Origin of the sequence: Peribacillus sp. CSMR9, assembly GCF_033141925.1 — a bacterium.
GTDB classification, from domain to species: domain Bacteria; phylum Bacillota; class Bacilli; order Bacillales; family DSM-1321; genus Peribacillus; species Peribacillus simplex_A.
Genome location: NZ_JAOPHO010000032.1, coordinates 1 through 24036, shown reverse-complemented (window position 1 = coordinate 24036; position 24036 = coordinate 1). Strand labels below are relative to the sequence as shown.

Genomic DNA, 24036 nt, shown 5'->3' with positions numbered 1-24036 from the left:
AAACCCAACGGTCCCCCCTTTTCACTTCAATACCATCTGTACATTGGATGAACCATATTCATCTTTCAGTTCATAATATTTATCGCTTGCCTGTCCAAATTCTTTAAACACACCACTAATGATCAATTCATTCGTTTCCTTATCAACTACACTGTACTTGATATTGCTTTTCCCAAACTTTCTGTCATCCACTTTTAAAAGGATCATCTTAGACACCTCCATATTTAATGGCTGCATTCCTCAGGGTGTGTGGTTTCTTACTTACATAATATAACAAATTATTCGGAATTTACAGATTTTTTTACATTGCAAAATAAAAAAGCCTATTAGGCCTTTTCATTTCGAACTAACCAATCGCTTCAGGACTTCGAGATATCCAGGAATCCTTCACCAAATACATCCCGAACGTCATGTATGGCTATGAAAGCATTGCTATCCGTTGACTGCACAATTCTCTTTAACTTGAGCACCTCTTGCTTACTTATAACGATATATAAAATATCCTTGGATGCTTTTGTATAGTATCCATGACCGCTAAAAACGGTTACCCCTCGGTCCATCAATACCGTCACTTGTTTTGCAATCTGGTCCGCTTCATTTGATATGATGGTAATCGCTTTTTTCGGGTTCAATCCCTCAATGATGAATTCCATCGTTTTTGTTCCAATATAAAGCATTAGGATAGTAAGCATCAGACCTTCTGCGCCAATGATGAAATAAGATGAGAACGCAACGATTAAATCGAAAAACAGAAGTCCATAACTTAAGCTCCATCCCAAATATTTATTCGTAATTCGGGCTAAGATCGTTGTACCGGCAGTCGTACCTCCAACTCGAATGATTATTCCAATCCCTGCTCCGGCAAAAACCCCGCCAAATATCGCATTGATGACAATTTCATCGGAAGATATATTCCAACTTTCGGTTAAATGAAGGAAAAGCGAGTTGAATGCAACGGCGATGATGGTATAAATCGTTGTCATTTTCGACAGATATTTATAACCGACAATGAGCAGGAAAGCATTAATGATCAAACTTAACAGCCCTGGTGACCACTCAAAAAGATAAAATAAAATGATGGTTATCCCCGTGACTCCTCCCTCACCAAGTTCATTGGGAATAACGAAAAGATTTATTGCCAAAGCGAAAATAAAAGCTCCTATTAATATAAATAAAACATCTAAAGAAATCTTTTTCATATTTAATTACCTTCCTTTATGTAATTGTTAATGTGAAAAGAAATAGGTTAATTTCACTGCTCTATAGTAACATGGAATTCCATTTAATCCTTCAAAGATTTGAAGGTTTAACAAAAAGACTACCTTGGTAGTTAGATTATCTTCAATGAATAAGCTTAATACGTATAAGGGCACTAATTTTTTCTAAGCTCTTTTAGACAATAGCTTAACAAAGCTGCTGCCCATGGAAAACAGCAGCCATCATAATCCCCCTTTCAACTTATTGTTATGGTCAAACTCTACTGCTCCACTACATGGTTCAAAGGACAAATTCTAATCAGAATGCTGATAATAGTTCTCCTCTTTCGCCCCTCGTTATCTCCCTGATTTATGGATAATTATTTTATAATCGGGTTCCTTTTCAAAGCTTGACAGTTTTATAGAGTCATGATTAGAATGTTTTATATGTTAACTAAAATAGATTTAAGTTAACATATAACAAAAGGAGAATGTTCATGCACAGTGAAAAACAATTACCTTGGGAAGATAAAATAAAGAAAGAACTGGCTTATTTAGAAGAGATATCGCAAAAACGTGAACTCGTCACAACTGTATTTGCCGAGAAGCCATGGCTTTTGATTAACGGCCATAGGATGCTAAACCTTGCTTCCAATAACTATTTAGGATATGCAGGAGATGAACGGTTGAAAAAGGCTATGGTTGATGCAGTACATACATATGGTGCAGGAGCAACGGCTTCACGTTTAATCATTGGCAATCATCCTCTTTACGATCAAGCAGAACAAGCTCTTGTCAATTGGAAGAAAGCAGAAGCAGGTCTCATTATCAACAGTGGATATAACGCAAACCTAGGAATTATCTCCACCCTGCTGTCTCGTAACGATTTTATTTATAGTGATAAATTGAATCATGCAAGCATTGTCGACGGAGCTCTTTTGAGCCGTGCGAAGCATATGCGATATCGGCATAATGATTTAGATCATTTAGAAGCATTATTGAAGAAATCATCAATTGAAGCACGTAAATTAATCGTGACGGATACGGTCTTCAGCATGGACGGTGACTTTGCTTATCTTGAAGGCCTTGTTCGATTAAAAGAACGTTATAACGCAATTTTAATGACAGATGAAGCACACGGAAGCGGCATCTACGGTAAAAACGGTGAAGGTTATGCCTGTCATCTCCATCTTCAAAATAAAATTGATATCCAAATGGGAACATTCAGTAAAGCGCTTGGTTCATTCGGAGCCTATGTTGTCGGAAAAAAATGGCTTATTGACTATTTAAAAAATCGCATGCGCGGATTCATTTATTCAACTGCACTTCCCCCTGCCATACTCGGTGCTATAAAAACAGCGATTGACCTTGTGCAAGAAGAACCAGAGCGCCGTGCACTGCTCCAAACACATTCGGAATACTTTAGAAAAGAACTCACATATTACGGGTTTAATATTTGTGGGAGTCAATCACAGATTGTTCCTATTGTCATCGGAGAAAACGAAAAAACGATGAAATTTGCCAAACGTTTGCAGAAAGAAGGAATTGCAGCCATTGCTGTCAGACCGCCGACCGTTCCTGAAAATGAGGCGAGAATCCGGTTTACCGTGACAGCTCTCCACAATAAAGAAGATCTTGATTGGGCAGTTAAAAAGGTTTCTATTATTGGAAAAGAAATGGGTGTTATTGAATGAAAAAGCCGAATTTAATCATGCTTCCTGGCTGGGGAATGGAAGAAGGAGCATTTAAACCGTTAATCAAACCGCTGTCTGAAGCATTTAACCTATCATTTATAGAATGGAGAGATACGAAAACACTAAATGACTTTGAAGAACGAGTCATCGACACAATCGCTTCCATCGATGGTCCTATTTTTATACTTGGCTGGTCATTAGGGGCACTCGTATCACTTGAACTTATAAGCTCATATCGAGAAAAAATAAAAGGTTTTATACTAATTGGTGCAACGAGTCGGTTTACCACGGATGAAAACTATTCATTTGGTTGGAATCCACTTATTGTCGAGCGCATGAAGAAACAACTACAGCGTAATAAAGAGAAGACTTTGATTTCATTTTATGAAGCAATGTTTTCCGAAGCAGAAAAAAAAGAAGGTTTTTATCATCAATTCAATGCGACAATTCAACGCGAGTTTCAAGGAGATGATGTGTTTTCACTTCTTATAGGTTTGGATTATTTACTTCAGAAAGACGTAAGAGTAAAGCTCGCTCAGGTTAAAACCCCCTTTTTATTGATTCATGGAATGGAAGACAAAATTTGCCCACTCGAAGCCTCATCTTTCATTAAAGAAAATCTGGGTGGAGAAGCTGAATTCCACATTATGGAAGGTGCTGGTCATATTCCATTTTTCACAAAACCACAGGAATGTGTGCAGCTCATGAAAACATTCATTCAAAAAGGAGTACATTCATGATTGATAAACGATTGTTAAGTAAGCGGTTCAGTGAACATGCGAAAACATATGATGCGTATGCCAATGTTCAAAAAAATATGGCGAGACAATTGGTTGATCTACTTCCTCAAAAAAACCCCAGTCAAAGAATTAATATTCTTGAAATTGGCTGCGGCACTGGTTACTTGACCAGGTTACTCGTTAAAACATTTCCTAATGCCGTTATTACGGCTGTTGATTTAGCACCAGGAATGGTTGAAGTGGCGAAAGGACTGACAAAGGAAGACCGTGTTACTGTTTTATGTGCTGACATCGAAGAAATGGAACTTAATGAAAACTATGACTTAGTTATTTCCAATGCAACGTTTCAATGGCTGAATAACCTTCCTGTAACCCTTGAAAAATTGTCTTCGAGTTTAACGCCTGAAGGAAGCCTGATATTTTCAACGTTCGGAACTAAAACCTTTCAAGAGCTTCATATGTCATATGAACATGCGAAAGAAAAGCTTCAACTTACCATTGATAGTTCACCTGGCCAAATGTTTTATACTCTAGAAGAATTATCGCAAGTTTGTGAAGAAGCAATCCCTTTTTCATCAGCATTTCCAATAGAGATGACAAAAATGGAAACGCTTGAACCAGAGTACTTTCAGACAGTACGTGAATTTTTCACTTCAATCAAAAAGATTGGTGCAGCTAACAGCAACAAAGAAAACTACTGCCAACGCCCCGCTTTTTTTCGAGAGTTAATCAACATATACGACACAGAATACCGAGAAGAATCAGGTGTGAAAGCAACTTATCACTGTTTGTTCTTTAAAATTAAAAAACATAATTAATCCGAAGAGAACGGTCTGGGATACCAGTATAATATCCTTTTCTTATAGCCGTTTATAAAATATGCCTTTGCCTTTGCTTACATATTTGCAGCCCGTTCCTATAAAATTATTTATAACGGTTCCATCTAGTATTTCAGAGAATTCAGGCCGCCGCCTCTCCTAATTCCTTTGGAGAGGCGGCGGCCTAGTTACCCCTTGATTCAACTCAAGGGGGCGTGTGTTTTAAGTATAACTCATCCAAATACCTTGCCATCTGTAATATTGACCACTCGATCACATAAATCTAGCATTCTTTCATCGTGCGTTACCATGATGGCCGCTTTATTTCTTGACTTCACCTCATGTGCAAGCATTTCAACAACATCCCTGCCTCTTTTGGAATCAAGACTTGCCGTTGGTTCATCCGCTAAAATGATTTCAGGATCATTCATCAGCGAACGGGCGATGGCTACACGCTGCCGCTCTCCGCCCGATAGTGCTTCAGGCAGGTGATCTGCCCGATTTCCAAGTCCAAGATGGCTAAGCAATTCGTCCGCTTTTTTCACAGTTTTTTTATCCCGCTTGCCAATCAGTTCAGAAAGTAGCAGAAGCTGATCTCGTACAGTTAAATATGGAACAAGAATCGATGACTGGAATACAAACCCGATCTTTTCAAGGCGCACCCGAGTCAATTCCTTTGAGGATAGTGATGTAATATCCTCATCATTCAGCAGTAAGCGACCTTCGCTCGGAGATAGTAACGCACCCGCTATTGAAAGAAAAGTACTTTTTCCTGAGCCTTTTGATTCAATGAGATCGATTCTGAATTCACCATACGGTACCTTCGCAATAGCGCTTTTATCCGGAATAGAAGTTCCCGTGGCTCAAATGGCTTCACGAGGTAATCATCAGTACCCGCAAAATACCCCTTTTCCTTATCGATAAGTTGATCTTTAGCTGTCAATAAAATGACAGGCAGATCATATTGATCCCGGATTTCCTTACAAAGATCCAGTCCGTTTTTAAACGGCATCATAATATCAACAACCGCCAGATGGATCCGTTCCTTCTCCAGTATCAAGGAAGCCTCATTCCCGTCCTTCGCCTCCGATACCATGTACCCTTCCTTTTCCAAGTGAAATTTAAGCAACTCCCGAATATGCCGATCATCATCCGCAATTAATATATGTATCAAAGAAACAACATCTCCACTTCTTTTATGGCCCTAGCTAAACTTACAATAGCAATAATTTATCCTGTAAAACAACAAATACTCATTCCAACTCCAGTTCCTTATAAACTAGTTTGCCACTAATAGGAAAAAAAAGAAGATAAACAAAAAGGCGGCCAAGGTTTTCATGAACACTTTGGCCGCCTTTTTCCATCTGGTTACTTTTCATATTCACGGGGTTTTATAAATAGACTTAGATAGCAGATCAAAGCCCCGCATAAAGCAGGGCTTCAATTAACTAAGGTTTTAATTGATCACTAAGCCAGCCATCAATATGATCTAAATTAAAAATCAATAAATTATTTATGGGCCTTAGATGAGGTATCTTCTTATTTAATATTAGATCATCGATTTCCTTTTCGGTAATTGGATAATTTACCGATTCAAAGTAAATTATTAAACTTTTTATACCATAGGCTTTTCTCATTTAATCACCTCCCACCAAACTCTCCTTATTCAAAAGAATAAAGAAAACTTAGTGCTAGATATTAAATGAAAGACAGCTTAATACTTTTTACCCAATTCCGGAAAGAATAATCCTCTTTTACTTTATGTAAAGAACTTGGTGGATATTGAACCTGTTTGTATAATAGTGGGTATAAAAATAGGCCCTTAATCTTAAAAGCTTTTTAAATGAAAAAATTAATCCATTGAATAAGGCCTCCTCTCCTTGATAATTTCTATTTAACCCCATTCCGCATATTTGGAGACAGCAAGTTCAGTGTTGGTTGTATCCAACAATACTTTTCCTGTTATTTCTTCTGATACCGGAAACAACTCTCCCTTATATTCAGCATAGGGATTAATAGAAAATAATTCATAATTCATTAACTTCATTTACATAGGGAATCCATCCCATTTGGAACGATTATGAATTAGACTTCCCCCGTTTTTTCATTTTTTAACATAAAAAAAGAGTGCAGCTGCACCCTCTAAAATTCATACTTTTTTAATGCATTATCTGAATTCCTTTTCGTCAAATAAATGCGGAGCTTTCACCTTTTTCCCTTTTTTATGATTTGGATTTGGCTCTTTAGCTTCGATTTTAGCTTGGTCATAGACAGCGGTTCCGACAATTCCAGCAACATCTTGAAGCTTTTCTTTTGAGATTTTATCAATGGAATCATCAGGAGTATGATACCAAGGTTCTGATGGACTGTGGATGAATAAAGCAGCGGGAATCCCAGCCTCAGCGAAAGATACATGGTCACTGCGTCCGCCTTGTCCATATGGAGTAGGCTCGCCATTCAGCCTTGTACTTGATGCCTGAGCCAGCTCGGTCACAAGATTCAACTCTCCATCATTAGTCAAAATGACCAAATCTCCAGCGTCCTTGCTTCCCACCATATCCAGGTTGAAGTTTGCAATCGTCCGCTTGATCTCATCATCAGAGAGGTTCTCCACATAATTCTGTGAACCAAGCAATCCATTTTCCTCGGCCCCAAAGGTGACGAAGCGAAGTTCCGTATCTGTAGGAAGATTCTTCAGTGCACGTGCAAGTTCAAGTGTGACGGACGTGCCTGATGCATCATCATTCGCTCCAGGTGCCCCAGCGACGGAATCATGATGTCCAGTGATATAGATGATATCGCTCTTCTTAGCTTTAATGGTCTTTGTTGCTTTTTTTGTTGCCACCACGTTATAAGAGGTTTTCTCTCCGGTATAAGCTCCTTCAATCTTTAATGATGCTGCCAGTTTAACTCCAGCATTCAATTTTTCAAGCAGTGCTTCTCCATCCTTTTTCGTTATCGTGACAGATGGAATATACTGATCATTAGCTCCTCCAAGGGTCCCATTTAATTCCCCATCTGCATTATTGAATAGGATGATACCTGCTGCCCCTTTTTCTGCTGCATTCAATACTTTCTCTGCAAAAGTGAAGCTGCCTCTTTGAATAAGGGCGATCTTCCCTGTAACACCCGCTTTTTCAAGCTCTTCCTTCGTTCCTAAGCCGGCATAGACCATTTCACCGGATAGATCACCATTTACTGAATAAGTTAAATGGTTCGCTTGGATTTCCTCATCAAACCCGTCAACGGACAGCTCGACCAGATTTGGGTCTGTATAGGATAAAAAACTGAACTCGTCAATATCGGCTTTATAGCCATAAGATTCGAACTGCTTTTTGATGAATTGGACGGCCTTATACTCCGAATCAGTACCGGCAACTCGAGGTGTTTGTGAGAGGTATTCAATATTCTTGTAGATTTTGTCGACATCGATCCTTTTAACGATTTGCTTGTCTGTGGATGGCACATGATGTACTGGAGAAGAACTCGGTGTTGCTAAAGCGGTAGTAGTGGTCCCGGCTGCTCCGAATGTTAATGCCGCGACTAATGATACGGATAGAAATTGTTTTTTCATAGATTGCCTGCCTCCTAGTTCAATAGATTCCCTCCATTATTTTACAATATACAGAAAATTCTAACTAGGTAGGTTTATCCCTATTAATCCATGTCTAAAGTAACGAATTTACAAATAATAGAAATAGTTAGGCGATTTGACGCACAACAAAAGTCCTTAATCATTTGATACTTTGTCATATTATATAAAAATACCTGGTATCCAAACAGGATTTTCGTTCTTTTTCGGGAAAATAATACAATAGAAATTGAATTTTTATAGGGAGAAGGCGCAAAGATGTCGATAACTAAATTTGTGATGCCGGAAGTGATTTTTGGAAAAGGTTCGATAGAACAAGCTGGCGAGGCCTGCTTGCGGTTGGGTGCCAAAAAGGCGTTGATAGTCAGCGACTCCGGTGTTGCCAATGCTGGCTGGTTAGATAAAGTCATTGAATCCTGCCAAGATGTGGGTCTTGCCTTTGCTACCTTCATTGAAATGACGACCAACCCGAAAGACACGGAGATTGAAGCCGGCTGTTTGGCATTTAATGACCAAGAATGCGATGCCATCATTGGTTTGGGAGGAGGCAGTGCTTTGGATGTCGCCAAAGGGGTAGCCCTTTTAGCTACGAATGGTGGCATCATCAGTGATTATGAAGGTGTTGATAAAGTCCACTCTCCCCTCCCACCCATGGTGATGATTATGACTACGGCCGGATCAGGATCAGAGGTCTCTCAGTTTTCGGTGATCGTCGATTCATTCCGCGAGAAAAAAATGACGATCATTTCAAAATCACTCGTCCCCGATATTGCAATAATCGATCCTGGTACCTTAACCACCTTGGGACCGGATTTGACCGCGGCTACTGGAATGGATGTTTTAACCCACGCCATTGAATCCTACGTTTCTATCGCTGCGACACCGTTGACCGATGTACAAGCTAAAAACGCGTTGTCCATCGTTTCCCGTCACTTACGCCCCTCTGTAGCATCCAGGCATAATGAGGAAGCTAAAAACGCGATGGCGATGGCGAGCCTGCAAGCTGGACTAGCGTTTTCCAATGCCATTTTGGGAGCGGCCCATGCCATTTCACATGCAATTGGCGGAAAATACCTTCTTCCGCATGGTGAAATCAATGCGATACTGCTTCCCCATGTCATGGATTTCAATCGAATTGCCTCACCAAGGCGATTCAGCGAGATGGCAGACATCATGGGCATCGATACACGGGCATTGACCGAGCAGCAAGCTGGAATGGCAGCCGTTCACTTCGTAAGGGAATTATCCCAGGATATAGGAGCTCCCAAGAGTTTAAGTGATGTCGGCATTACGAAAGAAATGATAGAACCCATAGGGATGACCGCACTTGAGGATGCCTGCATGATCACAAATCCTCGTGATATGTCATTAGAACAGATTAATCAGCTGCTTCTTACAGCCCTTTAAGAGGTGAAAGGCATGAATAAACTTGAATTGATAGATTTAATGACAGGTGTGAAATCTTCAAAAAAAACGTATTACACGGAACTTAAGAAAACCGTGGATCAGTTGAAGAAGAAAAATATGCAGCTTGAAATTATGAATGACATCACTAAAAATATGAATATTGAAATCGACATCCAGGAAATTCTCCGAAATGTCATTGCGAAACTCAAGCAGCTCATTACATTCGATGACAGTCATTTTGTCATATTGTATGAGGAAGAACCTGCCCTGCTTCATATCTGCCCCAATGGTCACTGCGAACTTGAAATGGATTCCAATAACCTGTTACACCCTTTTCAGGATTTCTCGTCCGTCTTGAAAGACAAGCAGCCCATTCAGGTGGAAGTTACACGGTTACCGGACTTCCCAGAAAAAGAACGTCTAATATCCCTTGAAATTGAATCACTTCTATTGGTCCCTTTATACGGAAAAAGTAAAAAAATCGGAATCTGGACTTTCGGCAGGAAGAAAAAGAAAACATGGCATAAAGATGAACTGGATTTTCTTGAGCAACTATCCAATCAGCTTGCACTGACTTTGGAGAATGCCCAGCTTTATAAGGAAGTTCTTCATTCCAAACAGGAGTGGGAGGATACGTTCAAGGCAGTTGAAGATATGATCATCGTCTTTGATCACAAAGGATCTGTCTATCAATCCAATGATTCTGCCCGGGACTTTTCCGACTTGGTTCCTTTAATTGAAGCATCCCAATCTCTTATTCAAGATACCTTTTCATTTAATATGCCAGGATTTCAGGAAATTCTCCTTCAGCATGATACCATCTTGGAAATGCATGCCTACCCGATTCAGAATAAGGAGCATCAAGTATATGGGGTCATTGCTTATTATAAAAATGTCACTGAAAGAAGACAAATGGAAGTCCAGCTATTACATGCCGGTAAACTTGGGGCGATTGGTGAAATGGCAGCAGGGATTGCCCATGAATTGAATAGCCCATTAACGGCCATTCTTGGTAACTCGCAGATTTTATTACGGAAAACCCCACAGGACAATCTGGACTATATGCTATTGAACGATATTAAGATTTGCGGTGACCGATGCAGGCAAATAGTGAAAAGCCTGCTTACCTTTTCAAGGCAGGATGAATATAGATTCCACTATTACTCTGTTAACGAAGCAATTCACCAGGTTCTGAACCTTTTGAAGTTTCAACTTGGGAAGAAACAAATTTCCCTCCATCTTTCCCTTCAGGAAGACCTTCCGTTCATAAAGGGCAGCCAGCCGCAGATAGAACAGATCATCATCAACTTGCTATTGAATGCAAAGGACGCATTGGATGAGTCCGCTCTATCTGAAAAATCGATTGCGATCACTACCTATTCAGAAGACGAGTTCATGGTGATTCAGGTGACTGATAACGGAACAGGGATTGAAAAAGACCGCCTGCCCTTCATATTCCATCCCTTTCATACGACTAAAGATCGGGAAAAAGGTACAGGTTTGGGGCTGTCTGTAAGCCTTGGCATCGCCAAAGACCATGGAGGCAAGATCGACGTTTCGAGCATGCCAGGAAAAGGAAGCACTTTTTTCCTGAGGCTTCCCTTACAAGCAGAAGAGGAAAGGGGATGATAAGGTGATTCAGTTACTTGTGGTAGACGATGAGAAAGAAGTTGGGACTTTTCTTTCCCGCCTTTTTACGATGAAAGGTTACCTCGTACAAGTTGTGAACAGCGGGAAGGATTTTCATGAAATCGATTGGAATCAGCAGCGTTTTGATGTCGCAATGATAGACCTGAAGCTTCCGGATTGTGATGGCCTTTCCCTCCTGCAGCATTTAAAACAACAACAGCCGCGTTGCAAGGTACTGATCATGACCGGATACAGCACCGTAAAGACCGCTGTTGATGCAATGAAACTTGGCGCGAGTGATTTTATGGAAAAACCCTTTGCGGATATTGAAGTATTGGAAAGGCAGATTGACAACCTATTGAATGAAAATGAAGATTTGAATCAACATTTCATCCATAAGCTAGCCGAGGAATCAGGACTAATTGTCGGTGAAAGTACTTTAATGAAGAGTTTGATTGAAACGGCTTTCAAGGTTGCCCAAAAATCAGTCAATGTATTAATCGAAGGAGAAACCGGAAGCGGCAAAGAAGTGCTTTCACGCTTCATCCACTTAGCCAGCCCCCGTAACCATGGTCCTTTTATCGGCATCAATTGTGGAGCGATCTCTGAATCCCTGCTTGAAAGCGAATTATTCGGTCATGAAAAGGGGGCTTTCACCGGAGCGACCCAACTGAGAAAGGGTTTTTTCGAAATTGCAGGGAACGGGACGCTTTTCCTTGATGAAATTGCTGATGCAAGTCCGGCCATTCAAGTCAAATTACTTCGAGTTTTGGAAACGCGGGAATTCATGCGGGTTGGTAGTAGCGGGACATTACGGACGAACGCCCGTTTAGTGGCGGCCTCCAATGAAAACCTGCAGCAGGCAGTTGACAAAAAAAAATTCCGGGAAGATCTATTTTATCGACTGAACGTTGTGACTCTAGAAATCCCGCCTTTAAGGAAACGTAAAGAGGATATTCCCCTGCTTGTCCGGCATTTGATTGAGAGAAATGGTCAGGGAGATATCTCTTTTTCCAATGTAGCCATTGAAAAGTTACAGCAACACAACTGGCCAGGCAACATACGCGAACTATCTAATGTGGTCATGCGGACGCTGACTCTCGCAGACCATAAGTCAGAAATAACCGCCAATGATATCTCACTAACTAACAGCCAGATTACTCCGAACAAGAAAGAGCCTCCGAATGAGACTGAGGCAACTGAAAACCTGCTTGAAGAGTGGCGAAAAAAGCTGGTGGCTGACTTTAATGAGAAAGATGAACTGATGCTTGAAGAAATCCTTACAGAAATCAAACAGCTTCAATCCACAATTGGAAAGGAACTCGTCTTGCAGGCGCTGCAAAAAACATACGGCAACCGGAATGAAGCTGCCAAACGCTTGCAGATATCAATAAGGAAACTGCGCTATATATTAAATGAAAAGAACCAGACATAAGACAAAAATACAAAAAAGGAGGATGCCCTTTTCTATGGCCTCCTCCTTTTGTTCTTATTCTAAAGTCAATACGATGCGCCCGTTGATTTCTCCTTTTTCCATCATCGAAAACACGTCGTTGATTTCATCAAGTGTTCTTGTTTCAATATTTGTTCTTACTTTTCCCTCTGCCGCAAATTGAACAGCTTCCTGTAAGTCTTTTCTCGTGCCTACGATTGACCCTTTTACAGTTATCCCATTTAGTACTGTATCAAAAATCGGGATTGGAAGTTCATCATTCGGCAGTCCAACTACGACCAGTGTCCCGCCCCTCTTGACTGAACTGTATGCCTGTTCGAATGCCTTTTTCGTAACCGCTACAGAAATGGCTGCCTGCACACCACCAACTTTATCCTTTATGGCTTGTACAGGATCAGTCTTAAGCCCATTAACAGTGAAATCCGCCCCCAGCTCCGTTGCCAGATCAAGCTTATCATCTTGAATATCGACAGCAATGACATTAAAGCCCATCGCTTTCGCATATTGAAGGGCAACATGTCCCAATCCGCCAATTCCATAGATCGCTACCCAATCACCAGGTTTCGCTTCTGATACTTTAAGTGCTTTATAAGTCGTTACACCCGCACAGAAAATCGGTGAAACTTCCGCAAAGTCTAGCCCTTCAGGAACCTTCACCACATATTTGGCAGGTGCTTTGCAGTATTCCGCATATCCCCCGTCCACGGAATAGCCTGCATTCAGTTGATCCAAGCAAAGCGTCTCCCTTCCAGTCAGACAATACTCACAATCGCCACAGGCCGAGTAAAGCCATGGGATCCCAACACGGTCACCTACTTTCAAGGAAGTTACGCCTTCTGCCACCTTTTCTATAATGCCTACACCCTCATGTCCAGGGATAAGCGGAAGTTTAGGTTTAACTGGCCAATCGCCATGTACCGCATGTAAATCGGTATGACACACGCCACATGCTTTAATTTTCACTAATATCTCACCATAAACCAAGTCTGGGATGGGTACTTCTTTAATCTCAAGTTCTTGGTTAAATTCATTGACGACTGCTGCCTTCATTGTCCTAATCTGTTGTTTTGCATTGAAAGTGCTTTCCCCTTGTTTTACATTCATGATTCATATTCCTCCCTTAATTAAGTGGATATTTTTTTTACTACCACACATACAAGATGCAAGTGCCATGCCACTTCAAAAGGCCAAGACAACAGCATTCACTAAAAAAAAGTGCCGAAAAGTCGGCACTTCTGGACGAATTAACGGCTCGAGTCGGACGAAATCCGGTTTGTATATTGCAGACCAAATAGCTCACCCTATAAATAGGAGGTGTCTAAAACATGGACCAATTTGAAAAAGCCTATGAATCCTATAAACAGCAAGGAACACCGCAAGCAAACCAACTTGATTCAGCTGGAAAAGAAGAAATCATCGCCGTAAGGAAAAATGAAGAGGACAATATTATCGCCATCAAGACGGACTCCGGCCGCGAGCTCGACTACCCCACTGCCCTTTCGGAAGCCAAAGCAGGCAACCTGGCCAATGTTGACGTCTTTCATAAATATGGCCGTGACATATTGCGGAGTGAGCCCGATGGGATAAAAGAAAATAACCTGGATCAACTACCGGAGTTTTGAGTTTACGGGGAAACTGCCTGATATGGGCAGTTTTTTTCTGTCTGGATCTAAACGATAAAAAAGAACCAGCATGATAGCCGGATCCTTATTTTTCATACTGATAGGATTCAGAGATTTCGAGCAGTTGGCCGCAGGACTCGACAACCTCAATGATTTCCATCCACGACATGTCCAGACCCAGTTCATTAGCATGGGAAATCTTATCACGTAATTTCCGGATGGCACTTGCATCCTTTTTCCCTTTACTTTTTGAAGGGATTTGGAAGAAACACCTCAGTTGTTTATCCTTATGTATGATGTCGAATTTATCACTGATTTGCAGGCACTCTATTAAATTGATATCTTCATTTTTATCGATTCTCCTCCTATATAATTCGGTTGCTTTTTCTAAACGGTCTTCGCTGATCATTGGATGCCAGGTGCCATCGCCAAATCTATCCATGATGATATCGCTCATCCTCATTTCCAATAAGGTAATATATCCGAATATGAGCATCCTGATTGGAGGCTTTTGAAGGTCGGCATGGGTGATCAACTTTTTAATTAAATTATTCTCCAATACGAACACCCTTGTTTTATTCTTAAAAATATGGAGAAGCTGGATCAAAGGGGTTGAATCCGAAACCATTTCCCTTGGTGAAAAATTTCTTAAATATTCCGAAACGCTCCCTTCACCTAGTTCTTCCCTATCTATATATCCGATGATTTCTCCTTGATCTTGCACTGCCAATATATCAAAATTCTTTTTTTCCAGAGCTTTCTGGATATCCAGCGCCAGATCGTTTTTATGGCAAAACTCAAGCTCCTGGGCTATGCTCTTTACCGTGATATTTTCTTCATAAAGAGTTTTAAGACTAAGATAGCTGCTATTGCTTTTTCCATGGCTTCCAATTAACATCTTTCATCCTCCGCTTATGAACTTTCTGCACGTTTTACCAATCACGAACCGCTTTAAGAGCGATTGCCTCTTCAAAAGTTTTGGAGCAATCGCATTCGAACAAGTTTATAAGGCTTTAACCGCTAACTGAATAATAAAATGTCCATGTCATCAATAAATAAAGTCCACCCAAGTGGACTCAATCCCATTCATCTGGATCTTTTTGGCACCATAAATCAAATGCCATCAACAGCATTGCCTACCGCCGTTTCCTCATTCCCCTCTCCTTCCCAAGCCTTACAAACATCCACCCAACCCTTTGCTCCTGAATATTCAAATAATTCAGCGAGTGTAAGTTCTATTGCAGAGTTCGTACTGCCGCATGCCGGGAACAATGACTCAAAGCGCTTCATTGATACATCAAGAAAAACATCTAGATCGTTTGCAAGTCCAAATGGGCAAACTCCTCCGATGGCATGGCCTGTTTGTTCGAGCACTTCCTCAGGTGATAACATTCGTGCCTTGAATCCGAACACCTGACGAAATTTCTTATTATCCACTTTTGCGTCCCCTGCCGCTACAACCAAAATAGCATGTTCACCTTCCCCCCTAAAGGAAAGAGTCTTAGCGATCCGTGCTGGGATAACGCCGATGGTAACTGCTGCCTCAATCACCGTAGCACTCGATGTTTCGAACTCCATTACACCGCCTTCCCGGTCCCATTGTTTAAAATGGCTTTTGACACTCTCGATACACATATAATTTTCACTCCTTTGAAGTTCATACAAAAATAATATCATCCTTCATTACAATAAATCAAAATCCTTTTGGACTTCCCCTGCCTTATAAATACAACCATTCTTTACAAATTGACCAAACAAGCTTACATGAGATACTATTAATCTTCGGGCAAAAGCCTTAACGTGGTTCGTAACCATCCCACGATAAAAAACTAGGGAGAGAGTAAAATGAATGTTCGTACACTCGTGATAAACGGGTTATTGGCTGCCTTGTATGTGGCGGTCTCATTGGTGTTTAAACCAATTGCTTTTGAGATGTTCCAATTTCGTGTACCGGAAATGTTGAATCATCTGATTGTATTCAATAAAAAGTATATCTACGGTATCGTGGGCGGCGTCTTCATATCTAATCTGCTTTTTTCGCCGATGGTGCCATTTGATTTGATTTTCGGGGTAGGGCAATCCGTACTCGCCTTATTGCTTGTCATTTTTGTATCTCGGTTCATAAAAAGCATTAAAGGACGAATGATCGCCACGATTATCTTTTTCACATTCACAATGTTCTTAATTGCAATTGAACTGAACCTTGCCTTTGGCTTACCATTCTGGTTAAGCTGGATGACCACGGCTGTTGGTGAGTTCGTTGTCCTCTTGATTGGTGCGCCAATTATTTATGGAATGAACAAAAGAATTCAGTTTGAAAAGTGGCTATAAAGGAATCTTCGCGTCGTTAACCCACTATAATGTAAACAGAGCTGTCTGCATCATGCGACAGCTCTTTTTTCACCAATGAACTTGAAAATGATAAACTATTAGTCAGAATGGTGGTGACCCTTTGAAAAAAGTCCTGACTTTAACCGGTCTATTGGTAATGGCATTATTTATTTTTTCAAATGCAGAATTATTTACTTTGATTTGGAAAAGTGACTTGGATTCAGTTATTGGCATATTGATGGAAAACTTATTGCTTACATTTATTGTGACATTCGTATTGATGTTTGTCCAAAATTCATTTACAATCATCCCCTTAATATTGCTCCTGACTATCAATGTCACGATATTCGGATTCATATATGGCTACCTATGGAGTTGGTTTACAAGTGTTGTTGCGTCAGGGTTTATTTTTTATGCAGCAAGAAACTGGTTTCAGGAACTTCTTTTAAAGAAGATGGGCAAAAAGTGGCAAGAAACTGTTGTAGAGCATGGTTTCATGTACGTTTTTACCGGCAGGATTTTCCCGCTTATCCCAACAAGTTTAATTAACTTGGCAGCTGGAGTCAGCACCGTCACTTTCAAGGATTTTTTATTTGCGACGGCACTAGGCAACCTTATATACTTTTTCTTCCTATCTCTAATCCCATATGGACTCCTATCCGTTGAAATGAACCAATATACGCTAGCTGCACTTGCACTCCTTTTCTTACTATTTTTCATTATCTATAAGCGTGCAAAAAAGAAAAAGAAATTATCCTTATTCAGAAAAAACAGGTGACCGCATTGGCCCCTGTTTTTTTATTTAGGATTCTGCATATATTTTTTTCCGATAGTTTGTTAAAATGTGTATGTAATTTTACCTTTGAAATGTCTTAAAATCAGGGAGAATCTCCATGTCCAAACGCTCCATTTTAGCAATTTATATCCTATCCGGGATTCTTACACTAGTCGTGTTCGACTATTTTTTAACTACAAATATCCATAACAAAGAGTTCTTCATTCAACTTCAAAGAGCGGAAGGAATTTTTTTCCTTTTATCTATAGGCTTGATCTTATACCTTTACTTAGCTAAAAGGGAAGAATTCAAACAATTAAAAGAAGCGGAACAACGTCGGCGTACCCTCATCAATTCAATGGTGGATTTCGTTAACTTCAAGGATGGTGATGGCCGATGGCTTGAATCCAATGCCTTCGGGCTGCAATTATTTCAATTGGAGCATGTAGACTATAAAGGAAAAAAAGACAGCGAACTCGCAGAATACTCCGAATTTTATAAAGAGGCGTTGATATACTGTGAAGGTTCCGATGAAGAAACGTGGGTAAAAGGGGAAATCACAAGATGTGAGGAAATCATCCCTCTTCCCGACGGCAATCACAAGACCTTTGATACAATCAAAGTTCCTCTGTTCCATGAGGATGGTTCACGAAAAGGCTTAGTCGTCATTGGCAGGGATATTTCTGAAAGGGTTGTCGCGGAGAAACAATTATTCGATAGTGAACAACGCTATAAATCATTGTTTGAACACAATCCTTATCCGATGCTGATGCTTGATTTAAACGGATTGATCACGACCGTAAATCCAAGGTTTGAAACGGTAACAGGCTTTCAAAAAGAAGAAATACATGGTGCCTCATTCATTAATTTGAAATTTTCAGCAGAAGATGCGGATTTAATCCGTACATCTTGCCAATATGTCATGGAAAACCATAAGGGGATCAAAAAAGGGAAAGATATAGAATTCATAACGAAGTACGGGAAGTCCATCTTACTTTCATGTACGTTTGTCCCAATGATGGTTGGCGAAGATTTGGTCGGGATCATCACTTATGCTAAAGAGGTCACTCAAATTCGAGAAACTGAAGCACGCTTGAGAAGAACCGAAAAATTGTCGATAGTTGGCGAGCTAGCCGCAAGTGTAGCCCACGAAGTACGAAACCCGTTGACTTCTTTAAAGGGCTTCGTCCAGCTGCTTAAAAAGAGCGACCATCCCTATGAACAATACTACACGATAATGTTAAGTGAATTGGACCGGATCAATCTAATTGTAAGTGAGTTACTCGTTCTGGCAAAACCACAGGAACTTCCATTCAGCAAACATCAAATCATCGAACTGATGAATGATGTCAAAACATTGTTGAAACCAGAGGCGGACTCGTACCCCACCCAAATATCAATATCTGTTAAAAACGAAATACCGCTTCTGTTATGTGAGGCAAACCAATTAAAACAAGTATTCATAAACATGCTCAAGAATTCAATGGAGGCATCCGCCGATCACATTTTGATTGATTTCGAGCGCATGGACAATAACCTTTCCATTACCATCAAAGATAATGGAAGCGGAATAGAAAAAAAACGGTTAAAGCATCTTGGTGAACCTTTCTATTCTTCTAAAGAAAAAGGAACAGGGTTGGGATTGACAGTCAGTTGCCGAATCATTGAAGCGCACCGGGGGAAGGTCCGTTTTAACAGCGAACTAAACCATGGAACCGAGGTCCAAATCATTTTGCCCATATAAGTATAAATCGGAGGACAAGCCTTTATCTTGTCCTTTTTTGCAGGTTTCGGAACCATACTTGATAAAATTAAAATAGGGAGGTAAAGAAATCCTTGATTTCCCTCAAGAATGACACAGCCTCATCAGGTTGGTTCCCCTTTAAGTATCCTTTGCCCTCCTGCGTTATTGGATGTAACGGTCTCTGTTTTGCCAGCTGTACCCATTTGCGTTGCCTCAATTACCGCCTCTTTTTTTGACATCATCCACGGTCTCTTCCTTATCCTTTTCCACATCCATATCCTTTCAGAAAAACAAGGACTACGTCGCTCCCGATCCTTTGAAACTGTAACTGAAATAGCCGTCTTTGCTTTATCCTTGAAAATTACTTCTTAATCGGGTTTGCGCCACAGGCCTATTGATTTTTACGCAAGGGAATTACCACCAATATTTCCCATCCGATGTTTTATTGGCTATAATGGTGGAAGCTAGGCAAATCTAACCTTATTGTTATCACTTTTTTAGTGAACCTCTCAAACTGCCTTTAGATAACTAATTTATTTTCACTGTTTTTTCACATTTTCCTTTTATAATAAGCTTACATAATCTGATGAAAGGATGATGGCACACCAAGATGAAGAATTATTTATGGCTGGTAGTCAGCCTATTCAGTTTGCTTTTATACCCGGCAATGGCTTCTGGTCATGCTACAGTAATAAGCTCTAATCCTAGCCCGAATGAAGTGATGGATACTCTTCCTGAAAAGATCAGCATTCAATTCAGTGAGAATATACAACCAGCTTTCCATTCGCTTGAGGTATTCAGCCAAGATGGGGACAAAATTCAAATTCAAGATAGTGCAATCTCGGAACAAAGTGAAAAAGTACTGGAAGCTAAGTGGAAAGGCACTATTGATGAAGGGATTTACTACATAAAATGGAGAGTGGTTTCCAGCGATGGCCATCCCATTGAAGGGACAATCCCCTTTCAATTTGGAGATTCAACGGTCCTACCAAATCAAGAAATTTCCAAAGTGAACGCAGGTTTTCCGGATTCCATCACCGTTTTCCTGCAAAGTCTTCAATACATATGCTTCGCGGCCCTTACCGGAATCCTTTTTTTCCAATTATCTTTAATGAAGGGTTCTCGTCTTTTTGAAGCCAGCAGCAGGGCTCGTCTATACCTTTGGCTTTCATATGCAGGTCTAGCATTTTCCATCTTCTGCAGTCTGCCTTTAAAAGTGACGATTGACGCTGGTGTAGGTTGGGCGGATGCGTTTAATGGGACTTTTATAAAAGAAGTATTGAATGCTACAAGCTTCGGTACCATCTGGATCATAGAAATTCTATTGTTGCTCCTTCTGTTTTTAGTTATTTATTTCATGCTCGAGAACACACTGATTAAATCATTACCCTTCCTTTCTTTCATCATAATAGCAATCTTGATGGTTTGTAAGGCTTTAACTGGACATACGGCAGCTGTTCCTAATCAGGTTCTGGCCGTTTTGATGGATTTCCTCCACTTATTGTCCATGGCTTTATGGCTTGGCGGCCTTTTGGCCTTATTGGTTATTTTGCCTGGACTTGCTAATCGGCAGGCAGACGATAAGAAAACCTTTTACTGGTCAATCATTCAAAGGTTTTCCAGATGGTCGTTTCTGTTTGTAATCATACTGATCATTAGCGGGATCTATAGCAGTTTACAGCATGTACCGACTATCCATTCATTGATAAATACAACATATGGACAATTGTTACTTGCGAAAATTGGTCTCATGTTAGTCATGATCGTTTTAGGGGCCTTTCATTATTTCAGGGGGAAAAAGCGGGTTAAAAAACTTGGTTATAGTGTGGGAATGGAGTTTGGTTTAGGAATCGTCGTACTCATTGTTGCGGCTCTATTGACAAATGTCCAAACTGCCATGTCTTCTCCCGGTCCAATAGAGAAAACGTTACTGACTGACGAAAATAATGAGGTCACATTAATGGTGACTCCGAATAAAGTCGGGGATAACCTGATTCAAGTAGATCTATCCAATGGAGGCAAGCCGATAGCTGAAATAGAACAGCTTACAATCACTATGCAGCCCGTAGATACGCCAGGCGGTGAGATAAAGCTGCAAATGAAGGAAAAAAGCACAGGTACATTTGCATCAAAGTCTATATTAACCATGCCAGGAAAGTGGAATATCCATATTCACGGATTAACTGATAGCCTGGATTCAATCAATGCTGATTTTACAATTTTCATAGGGAATTCATAACAGGAGGGATAAATACAAATGAAAAACATTTCAAAGCTTCTTATTTCCACATTTGCTGCATTATTCATTTTCTCTAGTTCTGCGTATGCACACGTTACGGTCAAGCCAACCTCATCTGCACCTGAGGCGTGGGAAACTTATACACTCAAAGTGCCCGTTGAAAAAGAGACTGCCACCACAAAGGTGACTTTAAAAGTACCTGAAGGGGTTACTTTTGAAAGCTATCAGCCTGTACCAGGATGGAAAGTGACAACCAAGGCTGATAAAGATGGGCATGTAAAAACGGTAACTTGGGCAGCAACTGAAGAAGGAATAACCGCTGGACAATTCCAGCAATTCTCATTCGTTGCCCAAAATCCTAAAGAAGAAACGAAAGTGGCCTGGGATGCATTTCAATATTACGAAGATGGTGAAATTGTTGAATGGAGCGGTGATGAAGGCTCAGACCTACCGCATTCTGTAACGGAAATTTCGGTAGCTCCCAAGGATGCTGCCGGATCTACGGACCATGGTCACAAAAATGAAGCAGACACTAATAATTCCAAGACTACTGACAATGCAAAGGATTCCGTAACAACAGAAGGTGATAGCAATCAAACGCTGATCATCACTCTGGCTGTCATATCACTAATTCTTTCCATTGTAGCGCTTTTTGCAGCTCTTAGGAAAAATAAAAAATAATCATTATGGAAGGTGCCCCAAGAATCATGGGGCACCTTTTTTCACTTCTAATTTTCCATGACTACCGATTTACTCGGAAACTGAAGGTTTTCTGATTTTATGGTAGTATTAATGGAATTTTCCACTCTTTGTCCCGCTATCGTTAGGTTAAGCATTCCATTGCCCTGTGCCTTTTTGCTTATTCCCAGGTCTTCCGTACTTTTCACTAACTGTGCATATAATTCCGATTCAGTTAATTCGCGGTCAAATTCCTTTTCCGCAATCACTTTCAAGAGGGCTGCTGCACCGCTTACATGAGGCGTAGCCATCGACGTTCCGCTCAGCCTTGCAAATTTATTTCCTGGATACGTAGAAAGAATACCAACCCCTGGCGCCACCAAGTCAATTTCATCATTTGTATTTGAAAAATCAGCTAAATTTCTGTTTAAATCCACAGCTCCTACTTCCACTACCTCGGGATATGCTCCTGGATAATCCATTTCATCCGTTTCATGACGCCCATCGCCACTATTTCCAGCGGCGCAAACGACAAGGATATCGTTCTGAAGAGCCTTTTGAATGAGTTTGTGTTCAGCTTCATCCGCTGGACCGCCTAGTGAAAGTGAAATAACAGAAACCTTTTCTTCATTAGGTCCCCGCCAATTGATTGCATACTCTAAAGCTCCATTAATCCAATCTATTTCGCCTTGCCCTTGACCATTTAAGGCCTTTAACGCTAATACGCTTGCTTTAGGAGCCACTCCAACTACACCAGCATTATTAACGGCAGCCAAAATTGTACCGCTCACATGTGTCCCATGTCCGTTATCATCTTGATAATCCCCGGTATTGGTAAAATCCTTCCCTCCGATGATTCTTTCTTTAAGATCTGGATGTCCTTTATCGATGCCTGTATCGATGACGGCAACTACCACACCCTCACCATAATTGCCTTTTTCCCAAATTGCCGGGGCCTTCACAAGCTCGACACCCTCAGGAATCTTCTCTTTCACCGTGTCCATTACTTCAAGTACTTTGTAAGGTATTAATCTTTTTTCTCTTGTCATTTGATTACCCCTTCCTTCGTTCAATAAGTTAAACTGCCAACAGTGTGGGGATTTTCATCCCGTCTGGTTGCCGTCTACCGTTGAAAGAGATGAGATCAAAAAACTCTTCTCCCTTATATATACCAGATTTTTAAAAATAAAAAAGAAGTTTTCGGAAAATTCCGTCTAAATAACTACTTTTTATTTCTTTTTCTTTTTCTTTTATTATCTGGTAATTCACATTATAGAACAAACGTTCTGTTTATTCTACATGTTTTTTATCAATTATCAAATTTCATTTTAAAGCTAAGCGCTTTTCGCAACTAAAAAAGAAGCGACCCCGAATCGAGTCAGCTTCCATGGATGTTAAGCTGCGCCGCAGCATTTTTTGTATTTTTTCCCGCTTCCGCATGGACAAGGTTCATTTCTTCCAATTACTGGATTTTCATGGACGTGCGGCATTTTAGCTGCCTTGGCACTTTCCATGATAATTTGCGTGCCTTTTTCCTTCATTTGCTGATACCGCTGTTTAAATAACTCCATTACATCTTTACTGTACTTTAACGTATCTTCCGCGATATCCATCGCCTTTTGTTTGGATATATTATAATCCTCCAGGGCAAATTGATTATCCCTGAAAGAAACCCTAACTCCAAAATGCTGTCCAGCCTGTTTATTGGTCTTGCGCTCCTCAACGAATTCAAGGTATACTTCCTGGCAATCACAAGTCTGATGCATGCAATAATAATCATATATCCAATACGTTTTATCTTCATACTTACTCTTTAAAGCAATGCCATCCTCAACGCCAAAAACATCCAAATATTTAATCGCTTTTCCATCGAGGATCTCAAATGGATCAATCGTTCTCATCTATAGACACATCCTAATTCATCAAAGTTTATTCTTCCTATGTATTGTACAACCTAATTCATCAATCGTCACTTGAAACGAAGCCTGATGAGGCCAAATCCCTTTCGTTAAAGCAGATATATGGAAGCCTTATTGAAGGCAATCGAGTAGGAGGAGGCGCCTAGCCTCCGACCTCTCACACCACCGTACGTACCGTTCGGTATACGGCGGTTCAGTT

At 40.5% G+C, this 24036-nt stretch carries 23 protein-coding genes, 1 pseudogene and 1 riboswitch; of the genes and pseudogenes, 12 read left to right on the top strand and 12 right to left on the bottom strand.

The window, feature by feature from the left end:
* Positions 1 to 21: 21 nt before the first annotated feature.
* The gene (locus N9I19_RS14885; protein WP_061461339.1) at positions 22 to 207 is read right to left on the bottom strand and encodes a hypothetical protein; all 186 of its coding nucleotides are present in this window, start codon (positions 205 to 207) and stop codon (positions 22 to 24) included.
* Positions 208 to 359: 152 nt separating this feature from the next.
* Complete coding sequence (locus N9I19_RS14880) at positions 360 to 1199, bottom strand: YitT family protein (protein WP_061461337.1); 840 nt, start codon at positions 1197 to 1199, stop codon at positions 360 to 362.
* 494 nt (positions 1200 to 1693) lie between these two features.
* Here N9I19_RS14880 and bioF point away from each other — a divergent pair, with 494 nt between their 5' ends.
* Genes bioF through bioC form a run of 3 tightly spaced genes read left to right on the top strand, consistent with a single transcriptional unit; the run spans position 1694 to position 4448 of the window.
* Positions 1694 to 2890, top strand: coding sequence for an 8-amino-7-oxononanoate synthase (gene bioF, locus N9I19_RS14875; RefSeq protein ID WP_317778229.1), 1197 nt, complete (start codon positions 1694 to 1696; stop codon positions 2888 to 2890).
* The gene (locus N9I19_RS14870) at positions 2887 to 3630 is read left to right on the top strand and encodes an alpha/beta fold hydrolase (RefSeq protein ID WP_317778228.1); all 744 of its coding nucleotides are present in this window, start codon (positions 2887 to 2889) and stop codon (positions 3628 to 3630) included. Before bioF ends, N9I19_RS14870 begins: the two co-directional genes overlap by 4 nt.
* Entirely contained in the window at positions 3627 to 4448 is an 822-nt protein-coding gene (gene bioC / locus N9I19_RS14865; RefSeq protein ID WP_317778227.1) for a malonyl-ACP O-methyltransferase BioC, read from the top strand. The genes N9I19_RS14870 and bioC overlap by 4 nt, the downstream gene beginning before the upstream one ends.
* 233 nt (positions 4449 to 4681) lie before the next feature.
* Here bioC and N9I19_RS14860 read toward each other — a convergent pair whose 3' ends face one another.
* The 5 genes and pseudogenes from N9I19_RS14860 to N9I19_RS14840 form a co-directional block, all read right to left on the bottom strand.
* Positions 4682 to 5296 (bottom strand): ABC transporter ATP-binding protein, encoded by a 615-nt coding sequence (locus tag N9I19_RS14860; protein ID WP_317778243.1) that lies wholly within the window; start codon positions 5294 to 5296, stop codon positions 4682 to 4684.
* A pseudogene (locus N9I19_RS14855) lies at positions 5233 to 5622 on the bottom strand (response regulator transcription factor); the annotation flags it as partial. The pseudogene N9I19_RS14855 and the gene N9I19_RS14860, both read right to left, overlap by 64 nt.
* 274 nt (positions 5623 to 5896) lie before the next feature.
* Positions 5897 to 6085: a hypothetical protein gene (locus N9I19_RS14850; protein ID WP_125162658.1), complete on the bottom strand. Its 189-nt coding sequence runs from the start codon at positions 6083 to 6085 to the stop codon at positions 5897 to 5899.
* Between the two features lie 257 nt (positions 6086 to 6342).
* Positions 6343 to 6495, bottom strand: coding sequence for a hypothetical protein (locus N9I19_RS14845; RefSeq protein WP_317778226.1), 153 nt, complete (start codon positions 6493 to 6495; stop codon positions 6343 to 6345).
* Positions 6496 to 6615: 120 nt separating this feature from the next.
* Complete coding sequence (locus N9I19_RS14840; protein ID WP_317778225.1) at positions 6616 to 8022, bottom strand: M28 family peptidase; 1407 nt, start codon at positions 8020 to 8022, stop codon at positions 6616 to 6618.
* Positions 8023 to 8298: 276 nt separating this feature from the next.
* On the opposite strand from N9I19_RS14840, the gene N9I19_RS14835 reads away from it, so the two are divergent.
* Genes N9I19_RS14835 through N9I19_RS14825 form a run of 3 tightly spaced genes read left to right on the top strand, consistent with a single transcriptional unit; the run spans position 8299 to position 12511 of the window.
* Positions 8299 to 9447, top strand: coding sequence for an iron-containing alcohol dehydrogenase (locus tag N9I19_RS14835; RefSeq protein WP_089362542.1), 1149 nt, complete (start codon positions 8299 to 8301; stop codon positions 9445 to 9447).
* A gap of 12 nt (positions 9448 to 9459) precedes the next feature.
* Positions 9460 to 11076 (top strand): sensor histidine kinase, encoded by a 1617-nt coding sequence (locus tag N9I19_RS14830; RefSeq protein WP_317778224.1) that lies wholly within the window; start codon positions 9460 to 9462, stop codon positions 11074 to 11076.
* A 4-nt stretch (positions 11077 to 11080) separates the two neighbouring features.
* Positions 11081 to 12511: a sigma-54-dependent transcriptional regulator gene (locus N9I19_RS14825; protein ID WP_317778223.1), complete on the top strand. Its 1431-nt coding sequence runs from the start codon at positions 11081 to 11083 to the stop codon at positions 12509 to 12511.
* 54 nt (positions 12512 to 12565) lie between these two features.
* Here N9I19_RS14825 and adhP read toward each other — a convergent pair whose 3' ends face one another.
* A complete protein-coding gene (adhP, locus tag N9I19_RS14820) occupies positions 12566 to 13579 on the bottom strand; it encodes an alcohol dehydrogenase AdhP (RefSeq protein ID WP_317778242.1) in 1014 nt (337 codons plus the stop codon).
* Between the two features lie 275 nt (positions 13580 to 13854).
* On the opposite strand from adhP, the gene N9I19_RS14815 reads away from it, so the two are divergent.
* Positions 13855 to 14151 carry a DUF3892 domain-containing protein gene (locus N9I19_RS14815; protein ID WP_061461310.1) on the top strand — a complete coding sequence of 99 codons (297 nt, stop codon included), beginning with the start codon at positions 13855 to 13857 and terminating at the stop codon, positions 14149 to 14151.
* 85 nt (positions 14152 to 14236) lie between these two features.
* Here N9I19_RS14815 and N9I19_RS14810 read toward each other — a convergent pair whose 3' ends face one another.
* Positions 14237 to 15049, bottom strand: a complete 813-nt coding sequence (locus N9I19_RS14810) for a hypothetical protein (RefSeq protein ID WP_317778222.1) — start codon at positions 15047 to 15049, stop codon at positions 14237 to 14239.
* A 215-nt stretch (positions 15050 to 15264) separates the two neighbouring features.
* The gene (locus N9I19_RS14805; protein WP_317778221.1) at positions 15265 to 15786 is read right to left on the bottom strand and encodes a YbaK/EbsC family protein; all 522 of its coding nucleotides are present in this window, start codon (positions 15784 to 15786) and stop codon (positions 15265 to 15267) included.
* Positions 15787 to 15945: 159 nt separating this feature from the next.
* A riboswitch (PreQ1 riboswitch) is annotated at positions 15946 to 15990 on the top strand.
* A 6-nt stretch (positions 15991 to 15996) separates the two neighbouring features.
* Between N9I19_RS14805 and N9I19_RS14800 the strand changes: the two genes are divergently transcribed.
* From N9I19_RS14800 to N9I19_RS14780, 5 genes are all read left to right on the top strand, one after another.
* Positions 15997 to 16482, top strand: coding sequence for a QueT transporter family protein (locus tag N9I19_RS14800; RefSeq protein WP_125162651.1), 486 nt, complete (start codon positions 15997 to 15999; stop codon positions 16480 to 16482).
* Between the two features lie 121 nt (positions 16483 to 16603).
* Positions 16604 to 17260, top strand: a complete 657-nt coding sequence (locus N9I19_RS14795; protein ID WP_317778220.1) for a TVP38/TMEM64 family protein — start codon at positions 16604 to 16606, stop codon at positions 17258 to 17260.
* 115 nt (positions 17261 to 17375) lie between these two features.
* Positions 17376 to 19001, top strand: coding sequence for a PAS domain-containing sensor histidine kinase (locus N9I19_RS14790; RefSeq protein ID WP_061461305.1), 1626 nt, complete (start codon positions 17376 to 17378; stop codon positions 18999 to 19001).
* A 610-nt stretch (positions 19002 to 19611) separates the two neighbouring features.
* Positions 19612 to 21240, top strand: a complete 1629-nt coding sequence (locus N9I19_RS14785; protein ID WP_284471940.1) for a copper resistance CopC/CopD family protein — start codon at positions 19612 to 19614, stop codon at positions 21238 to 21240.
* 18 nt (positions 21241 to 21258) lie between these two features.
* Positions 21259 to 21921 (top strand): YcnI family copper-binding membrane protein, encoded by a 663-nt coding sequence (locus N9I19_RS14780; RefSeq protein WP_284471941.1) that lies wholly within the window; start codon positions 21259 to 21261, stop codon positions 21919 to 21921.
* 47 nt (positions 21922 to 21968) lie between these two features.
* Here N9I19_RS14780 and N9I19_RS14775 read toward each other — a convergent pair whose 3' ends face one another.
* Together N9I19_RS14775 and N9I19_RS14770 are read right to left on the bottom strand one after the other, a co-directional pair.
* Entirely contained in the window at positions 21969 to 22967 is a 999-nt protein-coding gene (locus tag N9I19_RS14775) for a S8 family peptidase (protein ID WP_317778219.1), read from the bottom strand.
* Positions 22968 to 23312: 345 nt separating this feature from the next.
* A complete protein-coding gene (locus tag N9I19_RS14770; protein ID WP_089362533.1) occupies positions 23313 to 23819 on the bottom strand; it encodes an SEC-C metal-binding domain-containing protein in 507 nt (168 codons plus the stop codon).
* Positions 23820 to 24036 lie beyond the last annotated feature (217 nt).